The sequence below is a fragment of the Paenibacillus sp. P36 genome (assembly GCF_045866505.1).
Lineage (GTDB): Bacteria > Bacillota > Bacilli > Paenibacillales > NBRC-103111 > Paenibacillus_E > Paenibacillus_E chondroitinus.
Genome location: NZ_AP038372.1, coordinates 2,960,094 through 2,982,260, shown reverse-complemented (window position 1 = coordinate 2,982,260; position 22,167 = coordinate 2,960,094). Strand labels below are relative to the sequence as shown.

16 protein-coding genes are annotated in these 22,167 nt (G+C 45.1%); 2 read left to right on the top strand and 14 right to left on the bottom strand.

Features of this window, described 5'->3' with window-relative positions; all coding sequences use genetic code 11:
* Positions 1 to 17: 17 nt before the first annotated feature.
* Positions 18 to 1,157: a stalk domain-containing protein gene (locus ACKTT9_RS13180; RefSeq protein ID WP_407871943.1), complete on the bottom strand. Its 1,140-nt coding sequence runs from the start codon at positions 1,155 to 1,157 to the stop codon at positions 18 to 20.
* A gap of 82 nt (positions 1,158 to 1,239) precedes the next feature.
* The gene (locus ACKTT9_RS13175; RefSeq protein ID WP_407871942.1) at positions 1,240 to 1,461 is read right to left on the bottom strand and encodes a hypothetical protein; all 222 of its coding nucleotides are present in this window, start codon (positions 1,459 to 1,461) and stop codon (positions 1,240 to 1,242) included.
* Positions 1,462 to 1,652: 191 nt separating this feature from the next.
* Here ACKTT9_RS13175 and ACKTT9_RS13170 point away from each other — a divergent pair, with 191 nt between their 5' ends.
* Positions 1,653 to 2,435, top strand: a complete 783-nt coding sequence (locus ACKTT9_RS13170; RefSeq protein ID WP_407871941.1) for a GNAT family N-acetyltransferase — start codon at positions 1,653 to 1,655, stop codon at positions 2,433 to 2,435.
* 70 nt (positions 2,436 to 2,505) lie between these two features.
* Here ACKTT9_RS13170 and ACKTT9_RS13165 read toward each other — a convergent pair whose 3' ends face one another.
* The gene (locus ACKTT9_RS13165) at positions 2,506 to 3,330 is read right to left on the bottom strand and encodes a phytanoyl-CoA dioxygenase family protein (protein WP_407871940.1); all 825 of its coding nucleotides are present in this window, start codon (positions 3,328 to 3,330) and stop codon (positions 2,506 to 2,508) included.
* Positions 3,331 to 3,503: 173 nt separating this feature from the next.
* On the opposite strand from ACKTT9_RS13165, the gene ACKTT9_RS13160 reads away from it, so the two are divergent.
* Complete coding sequence (locus ACKTT9_RS13160) at positions 3,504 to 4,307, top strand: AraC family transcriptional regulator (RefSeq protein ID WP_407871939.1); 804 nt, start codon at positions 3,504 to 3,506, stop codon at positions 4,305 to 4,307.
* Between the two features lie 46 nt (positions 4,308 to 4,353).
* Here the strand turns inward: ACKTT9_RS13160 and ACKTT9_RS13155 are convergent, their stop codons facing one another.
* From ACKTT9_RS13155 to ACKTT9_RS13105, 11 genes are all read right to left on the bottom strand, one after another.
* The gene (locus ACKTT9_RS13155; protein ID WP_407871938.1) at positions 4,354 to 5,370 is read right to left on the bottom strand and encodes an S-layer homology domain-containing protein; all 1,017 of its coding nucleotides are present in this window, start codon (positions 5,368 to 5,370) and stop codon (positions 4,354 to 4,356) included.
* 76 nt (positions 5,371 to 5,446) lie between these two features.
* Positions 5,447 to 8,596: an alkaline phosphatase family protein gene (locus ACKTT9_RS13150; RefSeq protein WP_407871937.1), complete on the bottom strand. Its 3,150-nt coding sequence runs from the start codon at positions 8,594 to 8,596 to the stop codon at positions 5,447 to 5,449.
* A 143-nt stretch (positions 8,597 to 8,739) separates the two neighbouring features.
* Positions 8,740 to 12,003 carry a family 20 glycosylhydrolase gene (locus ACKTT9_RS13145; protein WP_407871936.1) on the bottom strand — a complete coding sequence of 1,088 codons (3,264 nt, stop codon included), beginning with the start codon at positions 12,001 to 12,003 and terminating at the stop codon, positions 8,740 to 8,742.
* Between the two features lie 31 nt (positions 12,004 to 12,034).
* Positions 12,035 to 12,883: a carbohydrate ABC transporter permease gene (locus tag ACKTT9_RS13140; RefSeq protein WP_407871935.1), complete on the bottom strand. Its 849-nt coding sequence runs from the start codon at positions 12,881 to 12,883 to the stop codon at positions 12,035 to 12,037.
* A 13-nt stretch (positions 12,884 to 12,896) separates the two neighbouring features.
* A complete protein-coding gene (locus ACKTT9_RS13135; protein WP_407873031.1) occupies positions 12,897 to 13,820 on the bottom strand; it encodes a carbohydrate ABC transporter permease in 924 nt (307 codons plus the stop codon).
* A gap of 55 nt (positions 13,821 to 13,875) precedes the next feature.
* A complete protein-coding gene (locus ACKTT9_RS13130) occupies positions 13,876 to 15,249 on the bottom strand; it encodes an ABC transporter substrate-binding protein (protein WP_407871934.1) in 1,374 nt (457 codons plus the stop codon).
* Between the two features lie 187 nt (positions 15,250 to 15,436).
* Positions 15,437 to 16,708, bottom strand: coding sequence for an ABC transporter substrate-binding protein (locus ACKTT9_RS13125; protein WP_407871933.1), 1,272 nt, complete (start codon positions 16,706 to 16,708; stop codon positions 15,437 to 15,439).
* Positions 16,709 to 16,736: 28 nt separating this feature from the next.
* Positions 16,737 to 17,726: a substrate-binding domain-containing protein gene (locus ACKTT9_RS13120; RefSeq protein ID WP_407871932.1), complete on the bottom strand. Its 990-nt coding sequence runs from the start codon at positions 17,724 to 17,726 to the stop codon at positions 16,737 to 16,739.
* Complete coding sequence (locus ACKTT9_RS13115) at positions 17,716 to 19,512, bottom strand: sensor histidine kinase (protein ID WP_407871931.1); 1,797 nt, start codon at positions 19,510 to 19,512, stop codon at positions 17,716 to 17,718. The genes ACKTT9_RS13120 and ACKTT9_RS13115 overlap by 11 nt, the downstream gene beginning before the upstream one ends.
* 2 nt (positions 19,513 to 19,514) lie before the next feature.
* Positions 19,515 to 21,131, bottom strand: coding sequence for a response regulator (locus ACKTT9_RS13110; RefSeq protein WP_407871930.1), 1,617 nt, complete (start codon positions 21,129 to 21,131; stop codon positions 19,515 to 19,517).
* Positions 21,132 to 21,269: 138 nt separating this feature from the next.
* A complete protein-coding gene (locus ACKTT9_RS13105; RefSeq protein WP_407871929.1) occupies positions 21,270 to 22,130 on the bottom strand; it encodes an AraC family transcriptional regulator in 861 nt (286 codons plus the stop codon).
* Between the last annotated feature and the right edge of the window lie 37 nt (positions 22,131 to 22,167).

Here is a 22,167-nt window from a genome sequence, read left to right as displayed (position 1 = left end):
TTGGTCCCGCTAGACTTCTATTTTTCAATCGGACCGGTGTCCACAACCTCAAAATCGCTGCCTTTGAGCTTGCTCAGCTTGCTTAAGTCATCGTCATCCCATTTCGGATCAGGCGCGCCGCTAACATAGAGATCGCTGCCGTTGTCCGCGACGATCATGCCATATTTCTTCATCGCGCGAAGGATGGCTTGATTCGCCATCGAGTAGCCGGAAATGTCAAAATCGGCCCGCAGCCGCAGCCTCAGTCCCATGGGCGGAAGATTAGGGTCCGTATTGCTCGATGCATAATGGGTGGCTGGGGCGATGAAGCCCTTTTGTGTTTTGCGCACGGTGAACCGCAGGGCATGGTTAATTTCACCGGTAGAAGCTTCATCATACCGGACGAGACCAGGGAAAACCGGCAGACCGGCTGCATCAGCAGATGTCCAGTATTTTGTCCGCATGGCATTGGATTTCAAGTCCCACTTGGCGCCGTTCGAAGCCTGCCAACCGTCTGCAGTCGGGTGAGCATTGTATAATTCATACAGGTATTGATTGTCTTTATCAACTACGATAACATGACGGTCGCCGTCGCTGTTAGGTCCGCCTTCGATTGGCGCATTTGGCGGGATCGGATAGGGACCTGGATCGCTCTCATCGCCATAGTCTGTGAATGTCACATTAACTTTCGGCTGATCACCGCCAACGATCGTGTAAGGAATGCCGATTGGCGCGCCTTCCCACATCGTCCCGAAATCCGCATGCAGACTTGCACCTAGGCCTATTGAGGAGAGGTACTGCGCTGATTTCTGATGGACAGGGTAGCTGGAAATATCGGTATTCCATGGGTTATCCTTTGGAAATACTTGCAATACTCCCGATCCTGACGTTGGATTCTGCACCGGCTTGTCCCCAACATAGATAGAGCTTGTTGCATCATCCCAACTTACCGGTTTCCCCAGCGATTCAGACAAAAATCTTAGCGGTACGTACGTGGTATCTTTGTAAATAAACCCTTGTAGATCCTTCGGAGGCTGCTTGTTCTCACCATCGAAATAATACTGCAATTTCCGAAAATAAACGTCTATGCCGACCGAATCCGTCGCCGCGTAAGTAAGCCCTGAGAAAAATAAGGCGCCACAAACGAAGCCGACGGTTCCCGCTTTCCATTTACCCAATGTATGGTCACTCTCCCATTTCCCTATTGATATTGTGGATTCTTTCGCCTAACATTAAATTATTCGCAAGATACTTACGCTTTTAGTTCGTTTCCACCCGAAAAATGGTCCCATCGTCTCGGTAGTAATAAGCAATTTCATCCATAATCGTGCTTAAGCGGACGGATTTGTTGGTGAACTTTTCTATAATTCCGCGGTCTACTTCACAGTAAACTCCTTCAGCATCCGTCTGCAGCACAGAGACCGGTGTTTGCGATAAAGCTGCGATAAACAGATCCGCATCAGATTCCAACCTCTTATGCATGGACACAGCCTCACCTTCGGTTAGGTAATAACGAGCAGCTTTTTACAAAATGTTACTTGAGTATATGTGGGAACTTATGATGTATTAACCTTTTATTCATAATCGCTGATATTTCGAAGGGGATGGTGCCGTTGATACGTTTTGACAAGTATGAGAGTGTGACCGCATTTAAAAAAGAGGTGAGCTCTTTCTTGGAACAAGATGAAGCCGCCAACAATTTATTGCTAGGTGTTTTGCAAACTCTGATCGAGCAAGATACAACTCCTCTTTTCATGGCTGCTGTACGGAAAAATGATGACATAGGATTGGTTTTGCTTCAGACACAACCCAAACAAATTATTTTATCCAAACCCACAGCACTATCTTCTCAGGACATACAGGAACTTGGAGAAAAGTTGGTGCAGACCGTTCAACCCATCCTGGGTTTAATTGGCGAAAAGAAACTAACCACCGAACTTGCTAGGTATGTTTCACAAGATCAGGGGACCCGTGCCAATGTCCACATGGAACAAATCATTTACAAACTAGAAAAAGTTAAAAATACCTTACAAACAAACGGAAAACTTCGGCGAGTAATAGCTAGCGACCATCCTGTTATAAAAGAATGGGTCTATCAATTCTGCCTGGAAACGAATCAACCTATTAGTTCAGATGACGCTTCTATCAAAGCCACCTTTCTCATTAATAAAGGAAATTTAGTGGCATGGGAAGTAAATGGAGAGTTGGTTTCCATGGCTACTGCCACTCGCCCTACTAGACACAATATTACCATCTCCTACGTATACACGCCCAGCAATCAAAGAAAAAAAGGATATGCCTCCGATTGTGTATCAGACCTTACGCAGCGGCTGCTGAATCGCGGGTATCAAACAACAAGCTTATACGCAGATCAAAGCAACCCAACATCGAATTATGTCTATAGGCAAATTGGATATGAACCGATCATGGACTCTATCGTCATTCAATTCCAATGACACCTGGTCACTGCGGAAAAAGAAGAGGCTATCTCCTAAGTCATTTCTGACTCTGAGACAGCCTCTTCTTTTATTTAAAATGGCCCTTCGGCTTTTTGCCGCTCCATCTCTCGTCAACCTGCTCACTAGCCGATTGATATCTCGCATCAACACTAATGCGATACTGGTTCGTCGTATTTTCAAGGGAACAGTGCATCAAAAACATACCGAAAATCAGTACATCCCCAGCTTGAAACTCGGTGGTTGCCCATTTACCGCCAAATTTCTCCGTAATGACTAGCGGATCATCGGTGTAATGGCCGATGCCATCGCGGTCTGAATCCTTGGATCCGTACGATGCTTTCAATTTTTCGAAACGGTGAGAACCCAGGCAAATAGCCAATCCCCCCATTTCATACGAAACGTCTCCAAGGGGCGACCATACCGTGTAGACATTTTTTGTTCCTCTACCCATATACACAATATCGTAGTGCGCTCCGGTGAAATCCCCTTTGCCTACTGCACGCAGCCATTTGTAGTGATAAGTAAGCGACTCTTCCCCAATGAATTCGTCGAAAAAGCGCATGATATGCTCGCCATTTAATACATTCAACAGGGCGGGCAGATCTTCATTCGTGCCTCCCATGAAAATGGTTTTGCTGCCGTCGGCCATCACACCCTCTTCCAACTGCGTGTCGCGATCCAGCTTGCCCATTAGTGCCATTTTCTCCAATATGCTCGTCCGAGCTGCCAACACCTTGTCTCTCTCATGAAATCCGCGGATCAATAAATAACCGTCTTCTTCCATTCGCTCTCGCAACGCCTGCTTGTCATGCAAAATATCATTGGAGCTTCTAAGCTCCGTCAATTGCTCGCCATTCAGCTCTAATTCGCGATTTCCTACTTTCACCATCATTGTCCATACACTCCTCTACTTGTTGTATTGATTTAAGTTTAGAGGAAATATGGATTTCCATCCATGGATTGACGGCATAAACTCATGTATAATTGTACAAATAAATGATCCATTTCCGCTATTATCTACCTCTTCAAATGTACATTAGAACATTAAGCAAGGAGCGTTGTTTCATGTCCTTCATGAATATCCCTTATGGATTAGGAAGTACGCCAATCCCACTTACATCCTTTATTTCAATCTGGAAAGTGCAAGCAAACGATTCCTACCATATAACGAAAGGAAAAGGATTCGAGGTTCCTGGCCTTTTTATCACCTATGAAGGGAAAGGACTTCTTACGCAAGATGAGCAGCACTTTGAGTTGCACGCAGGCACTTATTTTTTCGTACCAGATGGGATACCTACTACGTACAGTTGCCAGGGCAATGACTGGAAATTTTATTTCCTTGATTTCAGTTCGATGGATGCCATGCACGCTCTGCAGCTTCCCGTAAACAAGGTGGTTTCGACAGGGAAAGCAGCCGATGCCATTCAACTCTGTGAACGGATCATCGATCTGTTGATTGCTGAGCCATTCGGATACGCGTATTCTGCAAATATCATCTTACAGGAAGTGATGCTTCTCTTCGCTAAGGAGCATTCTGCGGCCCTTCCCGCCCGCCATACAGAGCTTAATAAAATTATGATCTACATCCACCGAAATTTGGAAAAAGTCATCCGGGTTGATGAACTTATCGACCAAAGCGGCATGTCACGGACGACTTTTTTCTCCCGCTTCCGTTCGATAACAGGCCTATCCCCCACCGAATATATGTTGAATCTAAAACTCGAATCGGCCAAGGTATCGCTGGAGACAACAAGCTTATCTGTCAAAGAAATCGCTGCTCATTTGCAATTTTATGATGAATTTCACTTTTCCAAGCTGTTTAAAAGGAAGTTCGGTATGTCGCCCAGCGCTTTTCGCCGTCTAACCTAACAAAGGCTGCCAACCGCTTATATCCGCGATGGCAGCCTTTATGTTGCTATTCCGTTCCTGCTAGCAGTCTTTTCAGTACAACCACAGCTTCCGCTCTCGTTGCTTGTCCTTGCGGAGCAAATTCCTCAGCCGTACGACCATTCATCAAGCCGGCATCCACAGCAAGTTGAACTACTTTTTTCGCCCAATCGCTGATTAACTCCTCGTCTTTAAATTGGAGAGATGAGCTGCTCGTCATATCTTCAATTCGGATCCCCGTCACAGACGACTTCGCTCTCATCAGCATCGCTGCCATTTCTTCACGCGTAATGTTCTTCTCCGGAGCAAATTCACTTTCGGAAACGCCGTTGATAAGTCCTGCTGCATATACTTTTTTCACAGTATCCTCGTACCAGGAGCCCGCTGCAACATCTGAGAAAGGTAGCTGTACAGTATTGCTTTTCAAATCTAATGCTCTGGCAATCAGGGTTGCAAATTGTGCTCTTGTTACCGTGGCGTCCGGAGCGAAATGATCGTCGTCCATTCCTTCCACTATGCTTTTATCAACCATTGACATCACATCTGATTTGGCCCAATGATCTACAAGGTCACTGAAGATTTTGGTAAAATCAAAAGATTTATCAAGTGCAATGGATTGATTCTGCAAATTGTGATCCACGATTTTCACAGACGTCCAAGTAAGATGGGAAGTCCCCGCCTTTTTAGCCTTAAAAGTTATCGTGCCAATGTCGAGGTTCCCCTTCTCACCACTTACACTGCCGACTTTCGTATGAGCAAAAATCACTTCATTATTCTTGACGATGGGAGAAATCGAGAAGCCTTCAATTTTTGTATCTGCTTTGACAACGTCAAGCTTGCTCGCATCAAAGCTGATTTTAGCTTCGTAAGCATACAAATCCTGAAGATTTGTACCTTGCAGCGTAACGGTAAATTCACCTGTCGATTCAGCAGCCGAAGTCTTTAGACCAAATTGCGATGCATTTTCCGCATAAGCAGGGGATAATAAGGCTGCGAAGCAACTCAGATTGCAGACTAATGTACCAAAAATGATTTTATGCCTCATCCTAATCCATCCTCTCGTGTCCAAAGGAGGGAGACCAGAACATCAACCTTATCTGATCTCCTCGCCTCGCTTCCGGTTACTCTAACAATTTCATCGCAATGGCAGATAGGTCACTGATGTCAATTTTGCCGTCTCTGTTTACATCTGCTGCCTTCGCGGTCTGCCAATCCGGACTGCTCGTTGTTTTACCATAATGAGCAGCAGCCATTGAGATGTCGCCGATGCTAACTTTATCATCACCATTCACATCGCCAAGGAGGGCAGACTCGATATTAACACTGATGGTGGATGCGCCAATCGACGTTTCTACCCCAGCTGCATCAGCAAGCTTAGCGCTTTCTACCGTAATCGCTGCGCTAGCCGACTGTGAGATCGTCTTCGCTCTGAACGTTACTTCAAGGATCTGCTCATTCCCCGTAACAGCACCTGCCGGTCCTTCGCTGGCCAGAATAAAACGCACCTTACCTCCTGTGTCCTGCGTTTCAATCAAACTCACTTTTTCCTTCACAGACTTAGCCGAAACAAAATCAAGCAGGTTCGCGTCGTAGTTTAACATATAATCTTGCGCATACACGGCATCCGTCACTCTTGCGACTCCTAGACGTACAACGAACTCCTCGCCTGCATCCACAGCCTTCACACTATTGAGTCTTGTATATGGACCTGCAGGCACATCTTCCCGCACCTCGTTTAACAGATTTGGCAATACTTCTCTTCCTGCCGAGTCAGCGACCACGGCTGTTTCCAGCGAAGCTGAAGCATTTTCGCTCACAGGTGTAGCTTGGATTTTCAATAAAGCTGAATCCGCCGTTATCCCGTTTTCCGAGTTCAGAATAACTCTTGTTCGGCCATTCGCCGACTCGCTGCGAACCACGCTTACGCCAGCTTGAAGCGATTCGACCCCGTAGACATTCATCCCAACAGTCGTTAGTACCACGTCCATCGCCTTCGCTGGCGACTGTTGGCCGCTAATGGCCAATTCATAATGCTTAAACTGCTGCGTTTCGGGAACCAGCACTTTGGTCAACATTAGTTCCGGGGCATCCGCTCTGTTTTGATCCTTCTGATCGATGAACATGCCGTTAATCACTTTTGAATCGCCCATCGCGTTAATACCTAATGCTTTTAAAACCGTTGCGTTCAAATCTTTGGTTGTCCCGCCTTGCAAAATTTTCTCTTTGCCCTGATCGGTTGCAACGGTTCTCCCGTTCGCCGCAATGAAAGTCGTTGTCGCCAGCGTTGAATCTTGACCATGAGAAGTAGCGCTTCCTAGTGTTGTATCTGGATTCTCCGTCCCTCCGCCGTGATCGGGCAGCATTACAACCAACGTATCTTCCAGCATGTTATTATCCCGCAGAGAGTTCATAATCGCTCCTACGTTCAGATCCGTTTTCGTTAGTTGTTCGTAATATTTCTTGGTATAGAAACCGTAATCATGTCCTGCATGATCCATACTATCCAGATGGATGAACATTAGCGATGTATCAAGCGCTTTGCCGCTGTTGACATAGTCTACGAAGGAAGCCGTGTCCTGTTCATCCGTTCCAGTACCGATCTCAACACCCACGGATGGTTCAATATGCCCATTCAGAATATTTGGCCATCCGGCGAAAGCTGCCAATTTCTTATCCGGCATAACTTCCCTTAACTTTTTGAAAATAGAAGGATATGGCGATGATTCGGAATAATAATAAAGCTCGCTTTCTGAATTGCCGATTTGATGCTTGCTGTAATCAACACCGGTCAGCATAGCCCCCCAGTTGGGAGATGAGCTTGAAGGGAGCGTGGTTTTGACCGAATAACTGACAGCGCCATGTTCAATCAGGTTTCGTATATTCGGCGCAACCAATCGATTGCCAACCTGATCTTTGAGCGAATTTGGCGTCTCCCAGTACGGTGCGTTCGGCATTACGGATACTCCGCCACCATCCATTCCGATAACCACAACCCGCTTATAGGGGGCATACTTCGCATTTGCGGCAATTTGGTTCTGCAACGCTTCGGAAGAGCTCTGTGCAAGCGCCAAATCTCCTACTGTAACAATGCCGTCCTGATTCAAGTCTTCTGTTGCTTTGGGATGGATTTGAACTGTCTTCGGCTGTGACTGAAAGACTTCATTATCTAACTTGGCGGTGCCAGAATAGAACTCTGCCTTGCTGACTTTAATTTGCCCTTGGCCGGAAGCAGCTTTCGTTTTGAAATACACTTCGGAAATTCTTGATTTGGCATACTCAAGCGGATCTGTCTGATCGTAGATGATACCTCCGGGTATTTCTAACTTGACAATACCTGGCATGGATGTATCTGCCGCAACGGCTTTCGTTGCATTTACAAATTCAAATAAATTGCTGTCATAACTGAGTTCAACGACGGATTTATCAATGGAAGTACTCATTAGCGGCGTACGAAGATCCAAATTTACTCGGAACGTACTTCCCTGCACGGCATGTTCGGCGCTAATTAAGTTTAAGGAACCCTTAAATGGTTCGTTTGAGTTCTCTTCTATTGGTGCACTGCTGAACAATTCCCCGGCTTCTTGCTCTGTTACGGCCCGATTGATAATCTGCATTTCGTCAACTTGCATTTGAAACGTATCGACCCCATAGGCGCCCGTTCCGTCGTTACCGATCATAGTGTTTAACCCAGCATCAATGGTCCCTGTCCGTCCGGCAATATTCATACTATTCGTGATTCCTTGATACAAAGCTCCTGCTTTCACAGCAATATCGACGGGAAGGCCATCCTTGTAGAAATCTACCCTTCCTGTGGCTCTGTCATGAGAAACAACGATATGATGCCATTTTCCATTAGCCACATTCGGAATTTCGGCATCCATACGGGAGCCGCCCTGCGTGTTATAGTTCCATTTCAAGCTATTATTCGGCATTAATGCCAATACGTAGCCCACGCTGCTTCCGCTATCCCAATTTTTGTTTGAAATCACCGGCGGATCGCTGGATACACCGGGTGATTTAATCCAAAATGCCAAGGTAAAGCTGGTGTTCGTGCCGAACTGCAGATTCGCCGGTTTCCCCAAATCCAGGTATTGCCTATCCGAACTAGTGGAGTTGAGTTTAATGGCTTGTCCATCTCTTCCCTGTACATAGGTCACATTCCCATGTGAGGTAACACTTGTTGCATGGGCAGAGTTATCAACCGTGTTATTCTCAAACTTCAATTTAACCCCATTGTCCGAATCAACAACAGCTGCATAAGCTTGTCCCATAAAGGGACCCCCGAAGGGAAGGCTCGCTGTAGTCAAGAGTGTCGCCATGAACGTAGATAGGTAAACTTGCTTACATGTAATTTTCAATGAAATACCCCCCAATACCACAAAGTATAAACTTGCGTGCATTTCTAGTTATCAGGTTATTGAACCATTTTGCGTGCGAGGGTTGCTAGGTCAATAATGTCAATCACATTGTCGTTGTTCATATCTACGATTTTGACAATATCCCAATCCGGACTTAAGGAGTTCTTGCCATAATTGGCTGCTGCGAAACCAAGGTCGCCGACACTTACTTTGTTGTCTCCGTTCGCATCTCCCGGGATGCCCACAGGTACTGTCGTTACTTGGATGGTCATTGACGAAAGATCAGCTTTGGATTCGATCCCATTCTCGTCGCCCAGTGTTGCATCGGTGACCGAGATCAGACCGTTTGCCGACTGCTGCAAATTCTTCGCTTTAAAGACGATTTCTGCGATGTCCGTTGTGCCCGTAATCGCATTGCCCGCTCCTTCGCTTGCAAGAATCAGTCGAAGCGTACCCGCTTGATCCTTCGACCCTACAAGGCTCACTCCCGCTTTCGCTGAAGCAACTGATACAAATTCCATAACGTTCGTATCATAAGTAAGCTTAATATCCTCACCATATACACGGTGTGTCACATTGCTTAATCCCAGACGAACCGTGAATGTTTGGCCTGGGCTAACGGAGCTTGCACCGCTGAGCGTAGTTCCAGGATCTGCAGCATCTACGGTTATCTGACTAACAGCTGTATAACTGCCTTCAACCGTAGTGGCGGTAATCGTCGCGCTGCCCATTTTGAGCCCGGTGACAACAGCTTTGCCATCTCCGCTGTCAACGACAGTGGCTACGGTCTCATCGCTGCTGCTCCATGTCACGTTTCTGTTCGTTGCCTGAAGAGGTGCTATAATGGCTTCAAGCTCGCCCGATTTTCCAGCTTTCAGACGCAATTGTTCCTGATCCATACGTACACCTGTGACGGCAACTTGCTCAAAAGGAACGATTTCCGCCCGGTCAACAGAAACTTTATTGCCTGTTGATTCACTATTTTTTGTTCCCGTGACTCGAACCTTGATTGTATGCTGACCTTTACCTAAAATCCGTGATACGTACGAATTAACTCCACTCTGAGCAGATGAAGCATATAAATCAATCATTTGCTCCACGCCACCATCAATGGAAATGCCCGCAATTCCTTGATCAGGTCCTTTCGTGCCAACCAGAATGAGTTGTTTTCCTTCAAACTTTATTTCATAAGCATCATTCGTTGTTGCGCTGGCACTGATATTGCCATGATTCCACGTACCTGTAAAATTGAATTCTTTATTGTTTACTCCGCTCGTGCTGTTCTCAATCACTGTCCGATTGTAAACTTCGGCACGTTCAAGTGAAAGAAATGTACCCGTAGACGAACTATTTTTTCTTCCCGTTACTCTGGCTTTGACGATATGTTCACCATACGGCAGCACTGGCGAAGTATACCAAGCCGTCGTATTTTGGCGAGATTGTGCGTACAAATCCGCATCTACTTCACCGCCGCCATCGATTGATACGGCCGCAATCCCATGCCCTGGAGCTATTCCTCCAAGCAGTTTAATCTGTGTCCCGATAAATTTGATTTCAAAATAGCTATTGGCCAAGCCCGAATAACTATCCGATGAAACGACCCAACCTGTGCTGCCACTTGTACTGATGGGTGAATAATTAATTTTATTGATATCTGTTCCTTTCGCATCGTTATTGATTACTGTGATTCCTAAAGGATCTGCTTGCGCAGGGTTAACGACAGAAGGAGCATCTCCGATCAGACTCACTCGGTTGAAGAACTCAGCAACGCTGGCCGATCTAGGTCCTCCCCACATTCTTTCAGAGAGCGCTTGCCGTGGCTTTCTGGATGCATCCTCAAAGTTGGATTCCGGAATGATATATTCACCATCACCCACTTCCGGACCATTGAACGCACTGCCACTTTCATACCCGGTTCTTCCATCCGGTGTCTTGACCAGATTCCAATAATCGGACCAAATGGAGAGGAAATAACCCATCACATTGGCATGAACAGCCGGAGCCCAAGTCTCATACAGGGATGTTGTTTTTGGCAATAGGCCTTTACCTGCCGTTACATACAACACATCACCCGGAGAGGCGTACACTTTATATCCATCCCTGGCAAAATCAATAGCCTGCTTAGAGGAGCTTGCCTCATCACTCCAAACCGTAATTACATTATCCGTATTCAGAGCTATGCTCGGATGGTAATCTTCAAATCCGTTCCAGTTCATAGGCGTTTTCCCAAGCTGTTTCACATGTTCGCTCATTTCGTTAATGAACTGGATGAAGCTGTCTCCGACCTTTGGCAAGTTGTTCGTTGTTTTATAAGAAACAAGCTCTGGACAAGCATTCATTTTGGATTCTGATTGAATTTCATCGGAGCCGATATGGAAGTAAGGTCCTTTAAACAACGGAACAAACTCATCAAGAAGCGTTTTGATCCATGCACGTGTTTCCGGCTTCGTATAATCGACTGTAAATTGTGGAATATCCCAACCTGTCGTATCTTTATCCATGGAAGAACAGGCGAATTTCATAGTTGGGTTGTATTTGTTGAGGATGGCCGCATGGCCTGGCATTTCTAATTCGGGAATGATCAAGACATGATAGCGGTCCGCGATTTCATTCAATCGCACGATATCGGCTTTGCTGTACGACTTCGTCGAAGCAAGTCCAGGATAGGTATCGCTTTGCAGCCGGAATCCGTTCCATTCGCTGAAATGAATTTGAAACGTGTTCAGTTTATTCCATGCAAGCCGTTTGATCGTATCTTCCAAGTAGCTCATGGAATAATATCGGCGGCCGACGTCAAGCATAATGCCACGTTGAGCATACTGCGGGTATTCCTTGGCTACGCCTCGAGGAATATTTGATCTTACAGCATCTTGCTGTAAAATTTGCAAGATCGTCCGTGTCCCGTAAAAGACACCGCCGGACGTATGCGCTTTAATGGAAATAGAGGCTGCTGATTCCAACACGTATCCTTCGTCGCCGATTACCGAATCTGTGGTATTCAGTGTCAAGAATATATCACCTGCATTGGCTGTACTTGCCTGAACAACAGAAACATCTTTGCCGGCAACCAACAAGAGTTCATCTTTGAAAGTTGCTGCCGTATCCGCAAGCTCTGCACTGTAGGAGGGATCGATCACAATTCGCGAGGAGTCTTTTAATTGAAAAGCGCCCGTTCCCCCTATCCACTCTCGCAAGCTGGGAACTACATTGGGAGCCGCATTTGCTGCATAGGAGACAGAAGGCAATTGGAATAAGGAAACTAGTAAGGAAAATACCAGTAGAGCTATGACTGATCTTCTTTTAAAAAAAGAGTATCTCACGTTGAATTCCTCCATTTTTATCGTTTTCTTATTAACCTTTTAAAGCTCCAGCCGTGATTCCTCCTGTAATTTGTTTTTGAAACAGACTGTAAAATAAGATCGGCGGCCCCATCGAAATCAATAATGCAGCGAAAAGGGGCCCCCATTCCGTCCTGTATTGCATTTCACCCTGCATAACAGCAATGGCAACCGGGATCGTATATTTCGTGGGGTCACTAATAAGCACTAGTGCAAATACATATTCATTCCAAATATTGAGCACCGTGATAATAGCAACTGAAATCAATCCCGGCCTAGCGAGAGGAAGCATCACTCGAAAAAAGATGCCATAGTGGGTGGCCCCATCTATAGATGCCGCTTCTTCGAGTTCGCTTGGCAGCGTTTTGAAAAAACTAACGAGGACGAATACAGCAAAGGGGACAGCTGTTACCGTGTAAACGAGGGTTAATCCAATCAAATTGTTCGTTAGGTGCAAATCATTCAGAAGAAAAAATAAGGGAATGATGCCTAAGAACGTGGGGATCATCATGTAAGAAAGGTAGGAATAATACAGTAACCCATTGCCTCTAAACGTAAATCGTGCAATCACGTAGGCTGTCGTCGCTGATAAAAGGACGGCGATAAGCGTACTTGCTACGGTTACGAATAGAGAATTTAAAAAGTTATGGCCGAAATGATATTTCTCCCATACAAAGGAAAAATTCGACCAGATTAAGGGAAGTTTCGGCAGATCCCAAGGTTTTCCCAGGAAAAACTGCTGATTATCTTTCAATGAACTTAGAACCGTCCATAACAGCGGATACAAAATGCAAATGGACCAGACAATAAGACATAGTTTGAAAAACAAACGAAAGACAGGATGAACCGTTGTTTGACTCATAAACATGACCCCTCTACGTTAATTCAATGGTTTCTTTCTTCATCAACCTCTGTAGTGTTGCTGTCGTGATCAATGAAAGGACCAGAATAAGAACGCCAATGGCAGACGCATAACTAAACTTGCCGAACTTGAAGGCATTGAGATATAAATAGGAGCCCATTACTTGTGTGGCATTATCCACTCCGCCTTCAAAGGTCATGATCGTCACGATAACAAACGATCCATTCAGCGTCGTCATGACGATCCAGAGCACGGATGTTTTGATCTGCTCCCACGAAAGAGGGAGGGTTATCAACCAGAATTGATGCCACTGTGACGCACCGTCGATGTCTGCTGACTCGAACAACGACGATGGAATACTAAGAATGCCAGCGACCAGCAAAATAATCGTGAAACCTACGCCTGCCCAAATCGACGGCGGTAATAGTGCGAAAATCGACCATTTATCGCCTAACCAAGCGAATTCAAACTTTTTATCGGTAAATAAGGAGATAAAGGAATTGAGGAATCCCAGGTTTGGATTATAGACATAACGCCAGAGAACCCCAACCACAACAACAGAAAGCACATTGGGCACAAAGAAAACGATACGATAAAAGTTGGAGCCTTTCAGGTTGAAGCGGGTTAGTGCGATGGCGAAGAACATCGATAAGATCATAAATCCAATGACTTTGCCGATAACCAGAATGTAGTCATTCCGAATGGTCTTAAGAATCACTGCGTCATGCAGCATATCTTTGAAATTACCAAGACCGATAAAGTTATAGGTTTCAGAGCCCCCGGACCAATCAAAAAGGCTAAGATAAATGCCTTTAAACATCGGATAAACGGTAAAGACCAGGTACAATAACAAAGTGGGAAGGATAAAGGAAAGAATGAAGATATTGCGCTTCATTCTTGCACTCCCTGTTCTACTTCGCTTGTTCTGATTCGTCATGACAGTTACTGGCGTATTTATCTCTCTCATGGCTTCCTCCACTCTCATGCTCACGTTATTTCTTTTCTTTCGCGCGAATTTTTTCCGTCGCTTCTTCCATGCGATCCGCCCATTGCTGCGGTGTAATCTCACCTTTGGTAAGCGCAATTGTGGCATTATTTCTCGCCGTTACAAGCTCTTCTGGAATGACGATTTCCGGCGCAACGACGGTATTAGGAGAGTTGTAGAATTTGGCAGCTTCTTTGGTAAGTGCAGGTGCTTTCGTTCCTTCTAAGTCTGCTTTGATATTCGATGGGGCCTTGGAAAGCTCCGCCCACAATTTACTTTGTTTTTCCGTAAAAATGAATCGCATAAACGCTTTAGCAGCCTCAGGATTTTTGGCTTTCTTAGCGATGGCTACAGTTGCCGTGTAGGGGTTCGCTACGAACTTATCGCCTTTTTCTTGGCCGATGGATGGCAAAAATCCAAATTCGAATCCGGCTGGAATGTCCTTGGACATTTCACTTTCCACCCAAATGCCTGTCGGGATAAACGCCGCTTTATGCTGCAGCCATTGCGACTGGGAATCGGTGTGGTTAAGCGCAGGTGATCCTTTGTCGATGAGGCCTTTATCTCTCATTTCCACAATTTTTGCAAGCGATTTCATAACAGGTTCACTTTTCCAAACACCTTTCTCAAGACCGTTGATTTTCTTGAAAATGGAGGTATCATAGTTGTTCATCGCAATGATGGTTGGGTCCAGCAAACCTCCATTGATATAGTAGGGATAAACGCCTGTATGGATATAATCACTCATCTGTCCATCCGCTTTGATTTTTTCGCCTAATGCCATGAAGCTTTCGAAATCAGCCGGCGCTTCCCAGCCCTTACTTTTGAATAATGCTTTATCATAGAACGTTCCCCAAGACCCGAAAACGAGCGGAACCGCGTAAGCTTTTCCAGGCTTGTACTCCTCAGGAGGAGCAATCAGAAGATCAAGAATTTTCTTCCCGTCCACATTTTTGGCATCCTTTAGCCAGTCCGTAATATCCATCAGTTGGTCATCTGTGACCATCTGCCTTGTGTTGGAGCCTGCTCCGTCGATGTACACAAAATCAGGCGGGTTGCCTTGCAGCCATCGCGGTTTCATCTGATCGTTAATTTTCGCCCCGGCAGACTCCTTAATCTTCAAATCCGGGTTCATCTTCTGGAAATCAGCAACCGCTTGCTTCCACCAAGCATCCCCATATCCGCCAACAAAATATTGCACTTCAAAATCTCCTGTAAGCTTACTTCCCCCTGGCGCTGCGCTGTCAGCCGGTTTGGCGCTCTGAACGGGCTCCACGGACGCCGAAATCGTACTTGCCTTATTGCTTCCGCAGCCACTCAGTGTGAACATCACTGTCGACAACAACATACCCCATGCCATGACTTTTTTTGAATTTTCCATTTGAAATGACCTCCCAAGCGTTAATGTTGATCTGTTCTTACACTTTAATCATAGTGACTTTCGCGGAAGACAACCATTGATTAAAACACTATAAATAGTCTAAAAACGTATTGTCTTTATGCCCCTATTGTCGAAAAAAACAAAACAAGGCCCTTATTTATGTCATGGCCTTGTTCTCATGCACAACTTAATCTTGGTTATCGAGAGCAATTTGCTGAAGCCGGTCAAGTGCTTGTTTCGGACTTAACTGACCGAGCAACACGGTTTGCCCCATGTTTCTAGTTGCATTCAGAACGGCCGACCAAGCCGGATGATTGATGGGGTAAAACTTTGCAGTTTTAATCGCGTCTAAATTTTGCTTCATGGATGGATCCGCAGCTGCCAGCTTATCGCCAACCGTACGCGTGGTTGGAAGAACCCCTTCCCGCAGGACAAACTGCTCATATCGTGCATCCTCATACAAAAAATCGAGAAATGTAGACAAAGCCTCCTTGTTCGTATGATTGGTTTTGAAAGACATCAGAACATCCTCTACGCCAAGAACCAGAGGAGTTTGCCCCTCTTTGACCGGTATCGGACCTTTGCCCCAATTCAATCCCGGGTACTCAGAGGGGACGACCGTCTCAAAATAATTACCGGAAATCAGCATCCCCAGCTGCCCATTTCCAAGGATACGCTGCTTCTCATCCCGTGTTGTTACGGCCGGCTCGCTATCTGTTAACCCTTTGTCATACAAATTTTTCAGGAAGGTTATGCCTTCCACATTCTCAGGGGAGTTGATCGCCCACTCGCCGTTCTTCATCCAACCTCCGCCTGCCCCATAAAAAAAATAAGACAGATACGCCCAAATTTCATTATCCGTTAAGTCGACCCCAAAGCCGTCAATTTGCTTGGTTTGCTTTATTATACGTGCGTCTTCCTCAAGACTTTGCCAGGTTTTGGGCGATTCCGTTAATCCGACCTCATTAAACATATCTTTGTTAAAATACAACTGGCGAATCGTTGATACATAAGGGATCGTATATTGAGTGCCATCCACTTTCGTGCTATCTTGCAAGTAGGGATACATTTTGTTTTTTAACTCCGTAGAAACAATGTCATCCATCTTATTGAGCAGCCCATCCTTAGCAAAATGCGCATAAATATTCGTGAGCAGCAAATCCGGAGGTTGGTTGCGGCTGATCATGGTTGTGTAGGCGCTATCGAGAATATCCCAATTAATGACCTGCAGTTCGACATTAATATTCGGATAAAGCGTCTCAAACTCTCTCACTATACTCTCAAAATAAGGCTTCGTTGTTGAGCTGTACTCTGCGGCTACAAAAGTAATCGAAGCTTTAGCCTCGGGTTCGGTAGAAGCGGTATCCCGGCTTTCCTTCAAGCATCCTGTAATGAGTAAAACCGTAACTGACAGTAGGATAGTTGCCGTATTCTTCGTCTTGTTTTCGAATAAACGCATCGTTTGACCCCCTTCGATCCTTTCTCTACTATTCCACCAATGGAAAGAGAAGCTCCTGATTTTCTTGGGTATACATATTTTCTCTGGTAATCAACTGGGCACTGATGCTTACTTTGGGGTTTACCTTAATTCCTGTTGAAGCCTGAACCGCCGTTTCAACCGCCAAATAGCCGATATTAAATGGTTTTTGCACAATAATCGCCTGTAAAATACCTTCTTCCAAAAGCTTTATTTGATGCACAGAACTGTCGAAACCGATGAGTTGAATGCTTTTCCCCCTTTGATTCTCTTTAATGGCTCTAGCTGCTCCCAATGTGGCCGTTTCATTCAATGCGGCAATCCCTTGAAGATTCGGGTAGACGGTTAGCAGATTTTTCACTTGCTCATAGGCGGCATCTACGTTTCCTTCAAGCGCGAAGTTCCCTTCATAAGCTACCGATGATATAGCTGCGAGCTTTTCCTGGAAGCCATTCTGACGTTCCTTCTCCGCTCTCGAAGCCTGGCTTCCGCTTAAGGATATTATGCGAGACACTTGTTCATTGTAGCCTCCTGCCAGAAACTCTCCGGCTTTTCTCCCTGCTTCCGTATTGTCAGTAGCGATCAAACTTGCTTCTGCTGCTGTTCCCTGAACAGGAGAGTCGATCAAAATGAGCTTGGTTCCCGACTTCTTGATCTTTGCAACAGATGTTGAAAGCCCCTCATCATCCGTTGCTGCGAGAACGATCGCATCCGGCTTCTTTAGCAGAGCTTCGTCTACCATGCGAATTTGTGCTGCCGTATCTGTTTCCGTTAAAGGCCCCGTAATGTTAATGTTTACGGTGTATTCCTTGGCTGCTTCTTTCACACCGGAACTAACCATCTGCCAATAATCAGAACGGATATGCGTCGTTTTCAGTATCACTGCGATTTCAAGCTTTCTGGGATTCGTAATTTGCAGCAACTCCATGCTGGTCACAACCACAAAACCAAGTACAATGACAAGCAGAACGGCCCAAATAAGCGGCTTTTTAAGGGGCATGGCTAACTCCTTTCCGAATGGTCATGGGCAGAACGATGCTGACCTCTGTGCCTTCCCACTTTTCGCTTTTATAGGAAAGACCGAACTCATTTCCGAATAATTGAATGCGTTCGTTGACATTGCTGACTCCAATCCCCTTGATAACGCCATCTCGCACTTTCAATATTTGCTGAAGTTGGTCCGGTTCCATGCCAACGCCATTATCCGCGACGACAAATAAGAGGGTATCCCCTACCGCTTTCCCTGTTATTTTGATCAGACCAGGCTCCAAACTATTTTTGATCCCATGATAAATGGCATTCTCCACGATAGGCTGCAAAATAATTTTGGGAACATGCAGGTCCAGAATCTGAGGATCAACGTCGATCACGAAGTCGAGCTTATCCTTATACCTCATCGACTGAATCAAGAGATAATTCGTAATATGTTCGATTTCGACTCGAACGGGAACGGTTTCCTCATTTTTATGAATAATAGCCCGGAACAATTTGGCGAGTGAAGAAGTCATCAGAACGACCTCATCCAGCTTTTTTCGTTCAGCCATCCAAATGATGGAATCCAGTGTGTTATACAAAAAATGCGGATTGATCTGCGCTTCAAGCAGCTTCATTTCGCTTCGGCGTTTGGTTTCTTCATTCTGAATAATTTGGCTCATTAAATCTTTAATGCGGCCTACCATGATATTGAACGTACGGCTTAATTGTCCAATCTCATTTCTGCTTTGGAATTCCGAGCGGATGTTGAAGTCTCCTTTTTCCACTTGTTTCATGTTTCGTTGTAGCTGTTTAATTGGCTGAGAGAGGTGGCGGGAAATAAAAAATGAGAGGGACAATGCGATGGCTAAAGCGAAAAGCGTCCAAAAGAAATAAGAGACATTAATTTGATACTGGTTAGCGATAAGTTCATTGGAATAGGCGACCCCGACGATTTTCCAACCAAAATGCGTCTCCTGGATCGTGTAGATGCGTTTCCTGTTTCCTTCACCGGTCGTAAAGCTGCCGCTTCCGGATTGTTTGACTTTCTCAATCATTTCCATTTTGAGATTGCTGTTAATCAATTTTTGCTGAGGATGATACACGATGTTGCCATCTTTATCCACGATAAAGAGATACCCTCGTTTTCCAAGGTTAATATGCTTGCAAATTTCGTTAATGACGCTCAAATTTAAGTCGACTAAAAAGATTCCTTCGCCTGTAATGCCGTCCGCGCTTTTGAGCTCACGGCTTAAGGAAACAACCCATCGATACTCATTCTGGATCATATTCTGGACGTGCGGAGCGGAAATAACGGATTTTCCTCCCTCTGTCACTGCCTGTTTGTACCAGGGTTGATCTTTGAAATTCGTGTTCATATTAAGGCTTGTCACTCTACGGTCTGAGACGAACCGGTTGTTGTAGCCGAATACCATAATCGAAGCAATATCTTTACGGGTAATCAAAATCGACTGAAATAAATCAGAAATTCGTTTCTCATAAGGCCTGCGTTCCTCATCGCTGAGAAAGCTCGTACCGGTAATGTAATATTTTACATCCTTGTTCGTCGACGCAAGTATGGAAATATCCTCCATGTTCGTGATGTAAGATTGAAGGTTAATATTTACTTGCTGGACAATTTCTGAAATGTAATGTTTGGAATTCAATTCTACGGCTTCAGCTGAAAGGCGATAGGAAATATAGCTTGTAATTATAATTAGAAGTAGAATCAGACAAGAGAAGACAACAGAGATACTGGATTGAATGCTTCTGAATTTGAATAAAAATGATCCCATGTACCATTCTTTTTTCATCCTCATTTCTCCCTCAACAGCATTTCTCTGTATTCCGTAGGTGATACTCCCGTATGTTTCTTAAAGATCACACTGAAATATTGAGGATCGCTATAGCCAACTTCTGACGCTACTTTGTATGATTTCAAGGAAGTCAGCTTCAATAAATCTTTGGCTTTATCCATCCGGACACGCGTGACATACTCCATTAAGGTTTGATCTTTATTTTGTTTAAATAGGGAACTGAAGTAGCTTTTGCTCAAATGGACATGGCGGCAAATTTCATCGACAGAAAGATTCTCATCGGCATAATGCTCCTCAATGTATGCGATTACGCTCAGGATTTGCATTTTGGTTTGATCGCTTCGCTGTTCCGATACATATTGCATGGCTTTCTGACAAATGATTTTGAGCCAATCTTCAATTTCGTCCAATGTTTTGAAATGGCTGATCTCCTTGTGCAGCATCTCGTATCCTTGAAATTGTTCGATATCCTCTCCTGTAAACTCGTGAATCGTACGGATAATTGCAAGAAGAATCGAATGAATTTGCAAATAGCAGGCTCCGAGGGGCATCATGGAAGCTTTTAAGCTTCTTATAATTTGTTCGATTAACAGCTCAGCTTGTTCGAAAGTCCCCGTTTTGACCAGTGTAGCTAACCTCAGATTCCATTCCAAATCCAAATAAAGATCAGGTTTATGATGCCCTTCCATATCCTTAATACTGATCACCCTGTCTTTACCGAGCAAAAACCTGTAGTCCAGCGCTGCGATTGCCCCTTTGTAGGAGATGGGAAGCTCGGCTAAGGCGCTGCAAAGTGTTCCGACACCAACCGTAACTGTAAAATGCAAATATTTCTTCATACAATAACGAATGACTTCTGACAAGTTAAGTGCAGCTTCCACGAGTTTATCCTCTGATTCCCCATAAAAGAGGACGATCATTCGCTCTTCTCTCGTACGAAAGACGATGGCTTCTTTGCCTTCCATCACTTCCTGCACAATATTATAAGCCGCTGATCGAAAAAGTTCAGGGTCGTTATGCCACTTTTCTCTGCTAATTTCGTCCAAGTCGTCAATATCCACCGCTACGATAAGATAATTCGGAGCCATTAGTGCAAGTCCGAAATAATCGAGCCTTTCCCTGATATTGGTCTCCTTAAGCGTGCCCCCGATTAATTGCTCTAAGAACCGCTCTCGCAATAAGGGCAAGCTTTGAGTAAGCTGCATCTTTAGATGGGATACATTTTCGCGACTCTCCGCTTCTTGATCCATTTCATCTTTTACTTTGTTCAGTAGACTGCGAAGCTCGTTCGCCGTAATCGGTTTGAGGACAAAGTCATGAACTTTGAGGCGCAGTGCCTGCTGAGCGTAATCAAACTCATCATGACCGGTAAGGATGATAACCTTGATGTAAGGATAGCTCAACTGAATTTGCCTGGTCAGCTCAATCCCGTTCATGAAAGGCATACAAATATCAGACAATACAAGATCTGGCCTAAGATCAGAAATAGCCTCCAGTGCCTCGCTGCCATTCCTGAAGTCTCCGATACATTCAAAACCATGCTGTTCCCACGCAATGCTCTCCTTGATTCCTTCTCTAACCTCCGCTTCATCGTCGACAATGATTAATTTGTACATGGAGCCCCCCCTTTTTCTTTATGTAAAAAGGATGATCAACAACGAAAACACACTCGAAGCATTGTGGATTTACGTTGTTTTTGTCGTAGTTCACCCTCATTATACAAGTCTTTATTATCTTCGTGAAGAGTCTAATTTCTAGCAAATTATTCTTTTGGAAGTCTCTCTGTATGCGCTAGGCGAACTACCAAAGTATTTGGTAAACGAGCGAGTAAAAGAATAAAGCTCCGGATATCCGAGCGATAATGCGATCTCTGTCACGGATAATGTCGTCTCTCTCAGCAAGCTTGCCCCTTTCGTGAGTCTGATCTTCTGTAAATATTGCTGCGGCGAGACGCCGTATTTTTTGCGAAAGGAGGCGAACAGATGGGAACGATGAACGCCAACTAAACGCGCAGCATCCTCAATTCGAATATGCTCTGTCGCGTGCAAATCCAGATACTCCTTCACATCATCAAGCCAGTCTGCCTTTCTTGCCCGTACTAAAAGCGTGGAGGCGCTGTTCATTTTCCAAAACAAATTGTACATTAAGCTTTGCTCTTGAAGAGCGTCTTTTTCCGGTTGACTGACCGCTTCGAGGACATTCTGCAAAGCCTCTCCGACTTCCGAGTTGATAATCTGTTGCAACCAAAATATTTCTGTAGTGAGCCCTAATTGTGCTGTAAGGTAAGGAAGCTGACTGCCTTCCATCGCCAGCCACACCATTTTGAGCGGTTTCTCGTCTGACTCATGAATCGTTTCGTACGTATACGTTTGTTTAGGAAACAAACAGAACAAATCGCCTTTCACAAGTTCAATTGTCCGATTGTTGGTGGCAACCCTCACCTTCCCCTGCAGTATCCAATGGATGCTGGTCTGGTTAATGACTTTGGGACCTGCCATATAATTCGGTTTTGCCTCATTCCGTCCCGCCCTCACAATCCAGCAGCCTCCCGCCGTTTGTAACGGGTGTGGCAGAGAATACCAATAATCCGCATATTCTAACGCATATTCTTGCATGGCTTCTTATTCCTCCTTGGCCAAGATAATGAATACA

Bases quoted from the DNA above. Each gene is read 5' to 3' on its own strand.
- ACKTT9_RS13120 (WP_407871932.1), bottom strand. From the start codon at position 17,726: ATGCCCCTTAAAAAGCCGCTTATTTGGGCCGTTCTGCTTGTCATTGTA.
- ACKTT9_RS13150 (WP_407871937.1), bottom strand. From the start codon at position 8,596: ATGGGACAAGCTTATGCAGCTGTTGTTGATTCGGACAATGGGGTTAAA.
- ACKTT9_RS13160 (WP_407871939.1), top strand. From the start codon at position 3,504: ATGTCCTTCATGAATATCCCTTATGGATTAGGAAGTACGCCAATCCCA.
- ACKTT9_RS13125 (WP_407871933.1), bottom strand. From the start codon at position 16,708: ATGCGTTTATTCGAAAACAAGACGAAGAATACGGCAACTATCCTACTG.
- ACKTT9_RS13155 (WP_407871938.1), bottom strand. From the start codon at position 5,370: ATGAGGCATAAAATCATTTTTGGTACATTAGTCTGCAATCTGAGTTGC.
- ACKTT9_RS13115 (WP_407871931.1), bottom strand. From the start codon at position 19,512: ATGAAAAAAGAATGGTACATGGGATCATTTTTATTCAAATTCAGAAGC.
- ACKTT9_RS13175 (WP_407871942.1), bottom strand. From the start codon at position 1,461: ATGCATAAGAGGTTGGAATCTGATGCGGATCTGTTTATCGCAGCTTTA.
- ACKTT9_RS13105 (WP_407871929.1), bottom strand. From the start codon at position 22,130: ATGCAAGAATATGCGTTAGAATATGCGGATTATTGGTATTCTCTGCCA.
- ACKTT9_RS13135 (WP_407873031.1), bottom strand. From the start codon at position 13,820: ATGACGAATCAGAACAAGCGAAGTAGAACAGGGAGTGCAAGAATGAAG.
- ACKTT9_RS13110 (WP_407871930.1), bottom strand. From the start codon at position 21,131: ATGTACAAATTAATCATTGTCGACGATGAAGCGGAGGTTAGAGAAGGA.
- ACKTT9_RS13130 (WP_407871934.1), bottom strand. From the start codon at position 15,249: ATGGAAAATTCAAAAAAAGTCATGGCATGGGGTATGTTGTTGTCGACA.
- ACKTT9_RS13165 (WP_407871940.1), bottom strand. From the start codon at position 3,330: ATGATGGTGAAAGTAGGAAATCGCGAATTAGAGCTGAATGGCGAGCAA.
- ACKTT9_RS13140 (WP_407871935.1), bottom strand. From the start codon at position 12,883: ATGAGTCAAACAACGGTTCATCCTGTCTTTCGTTTGTTTTTCAAACTA.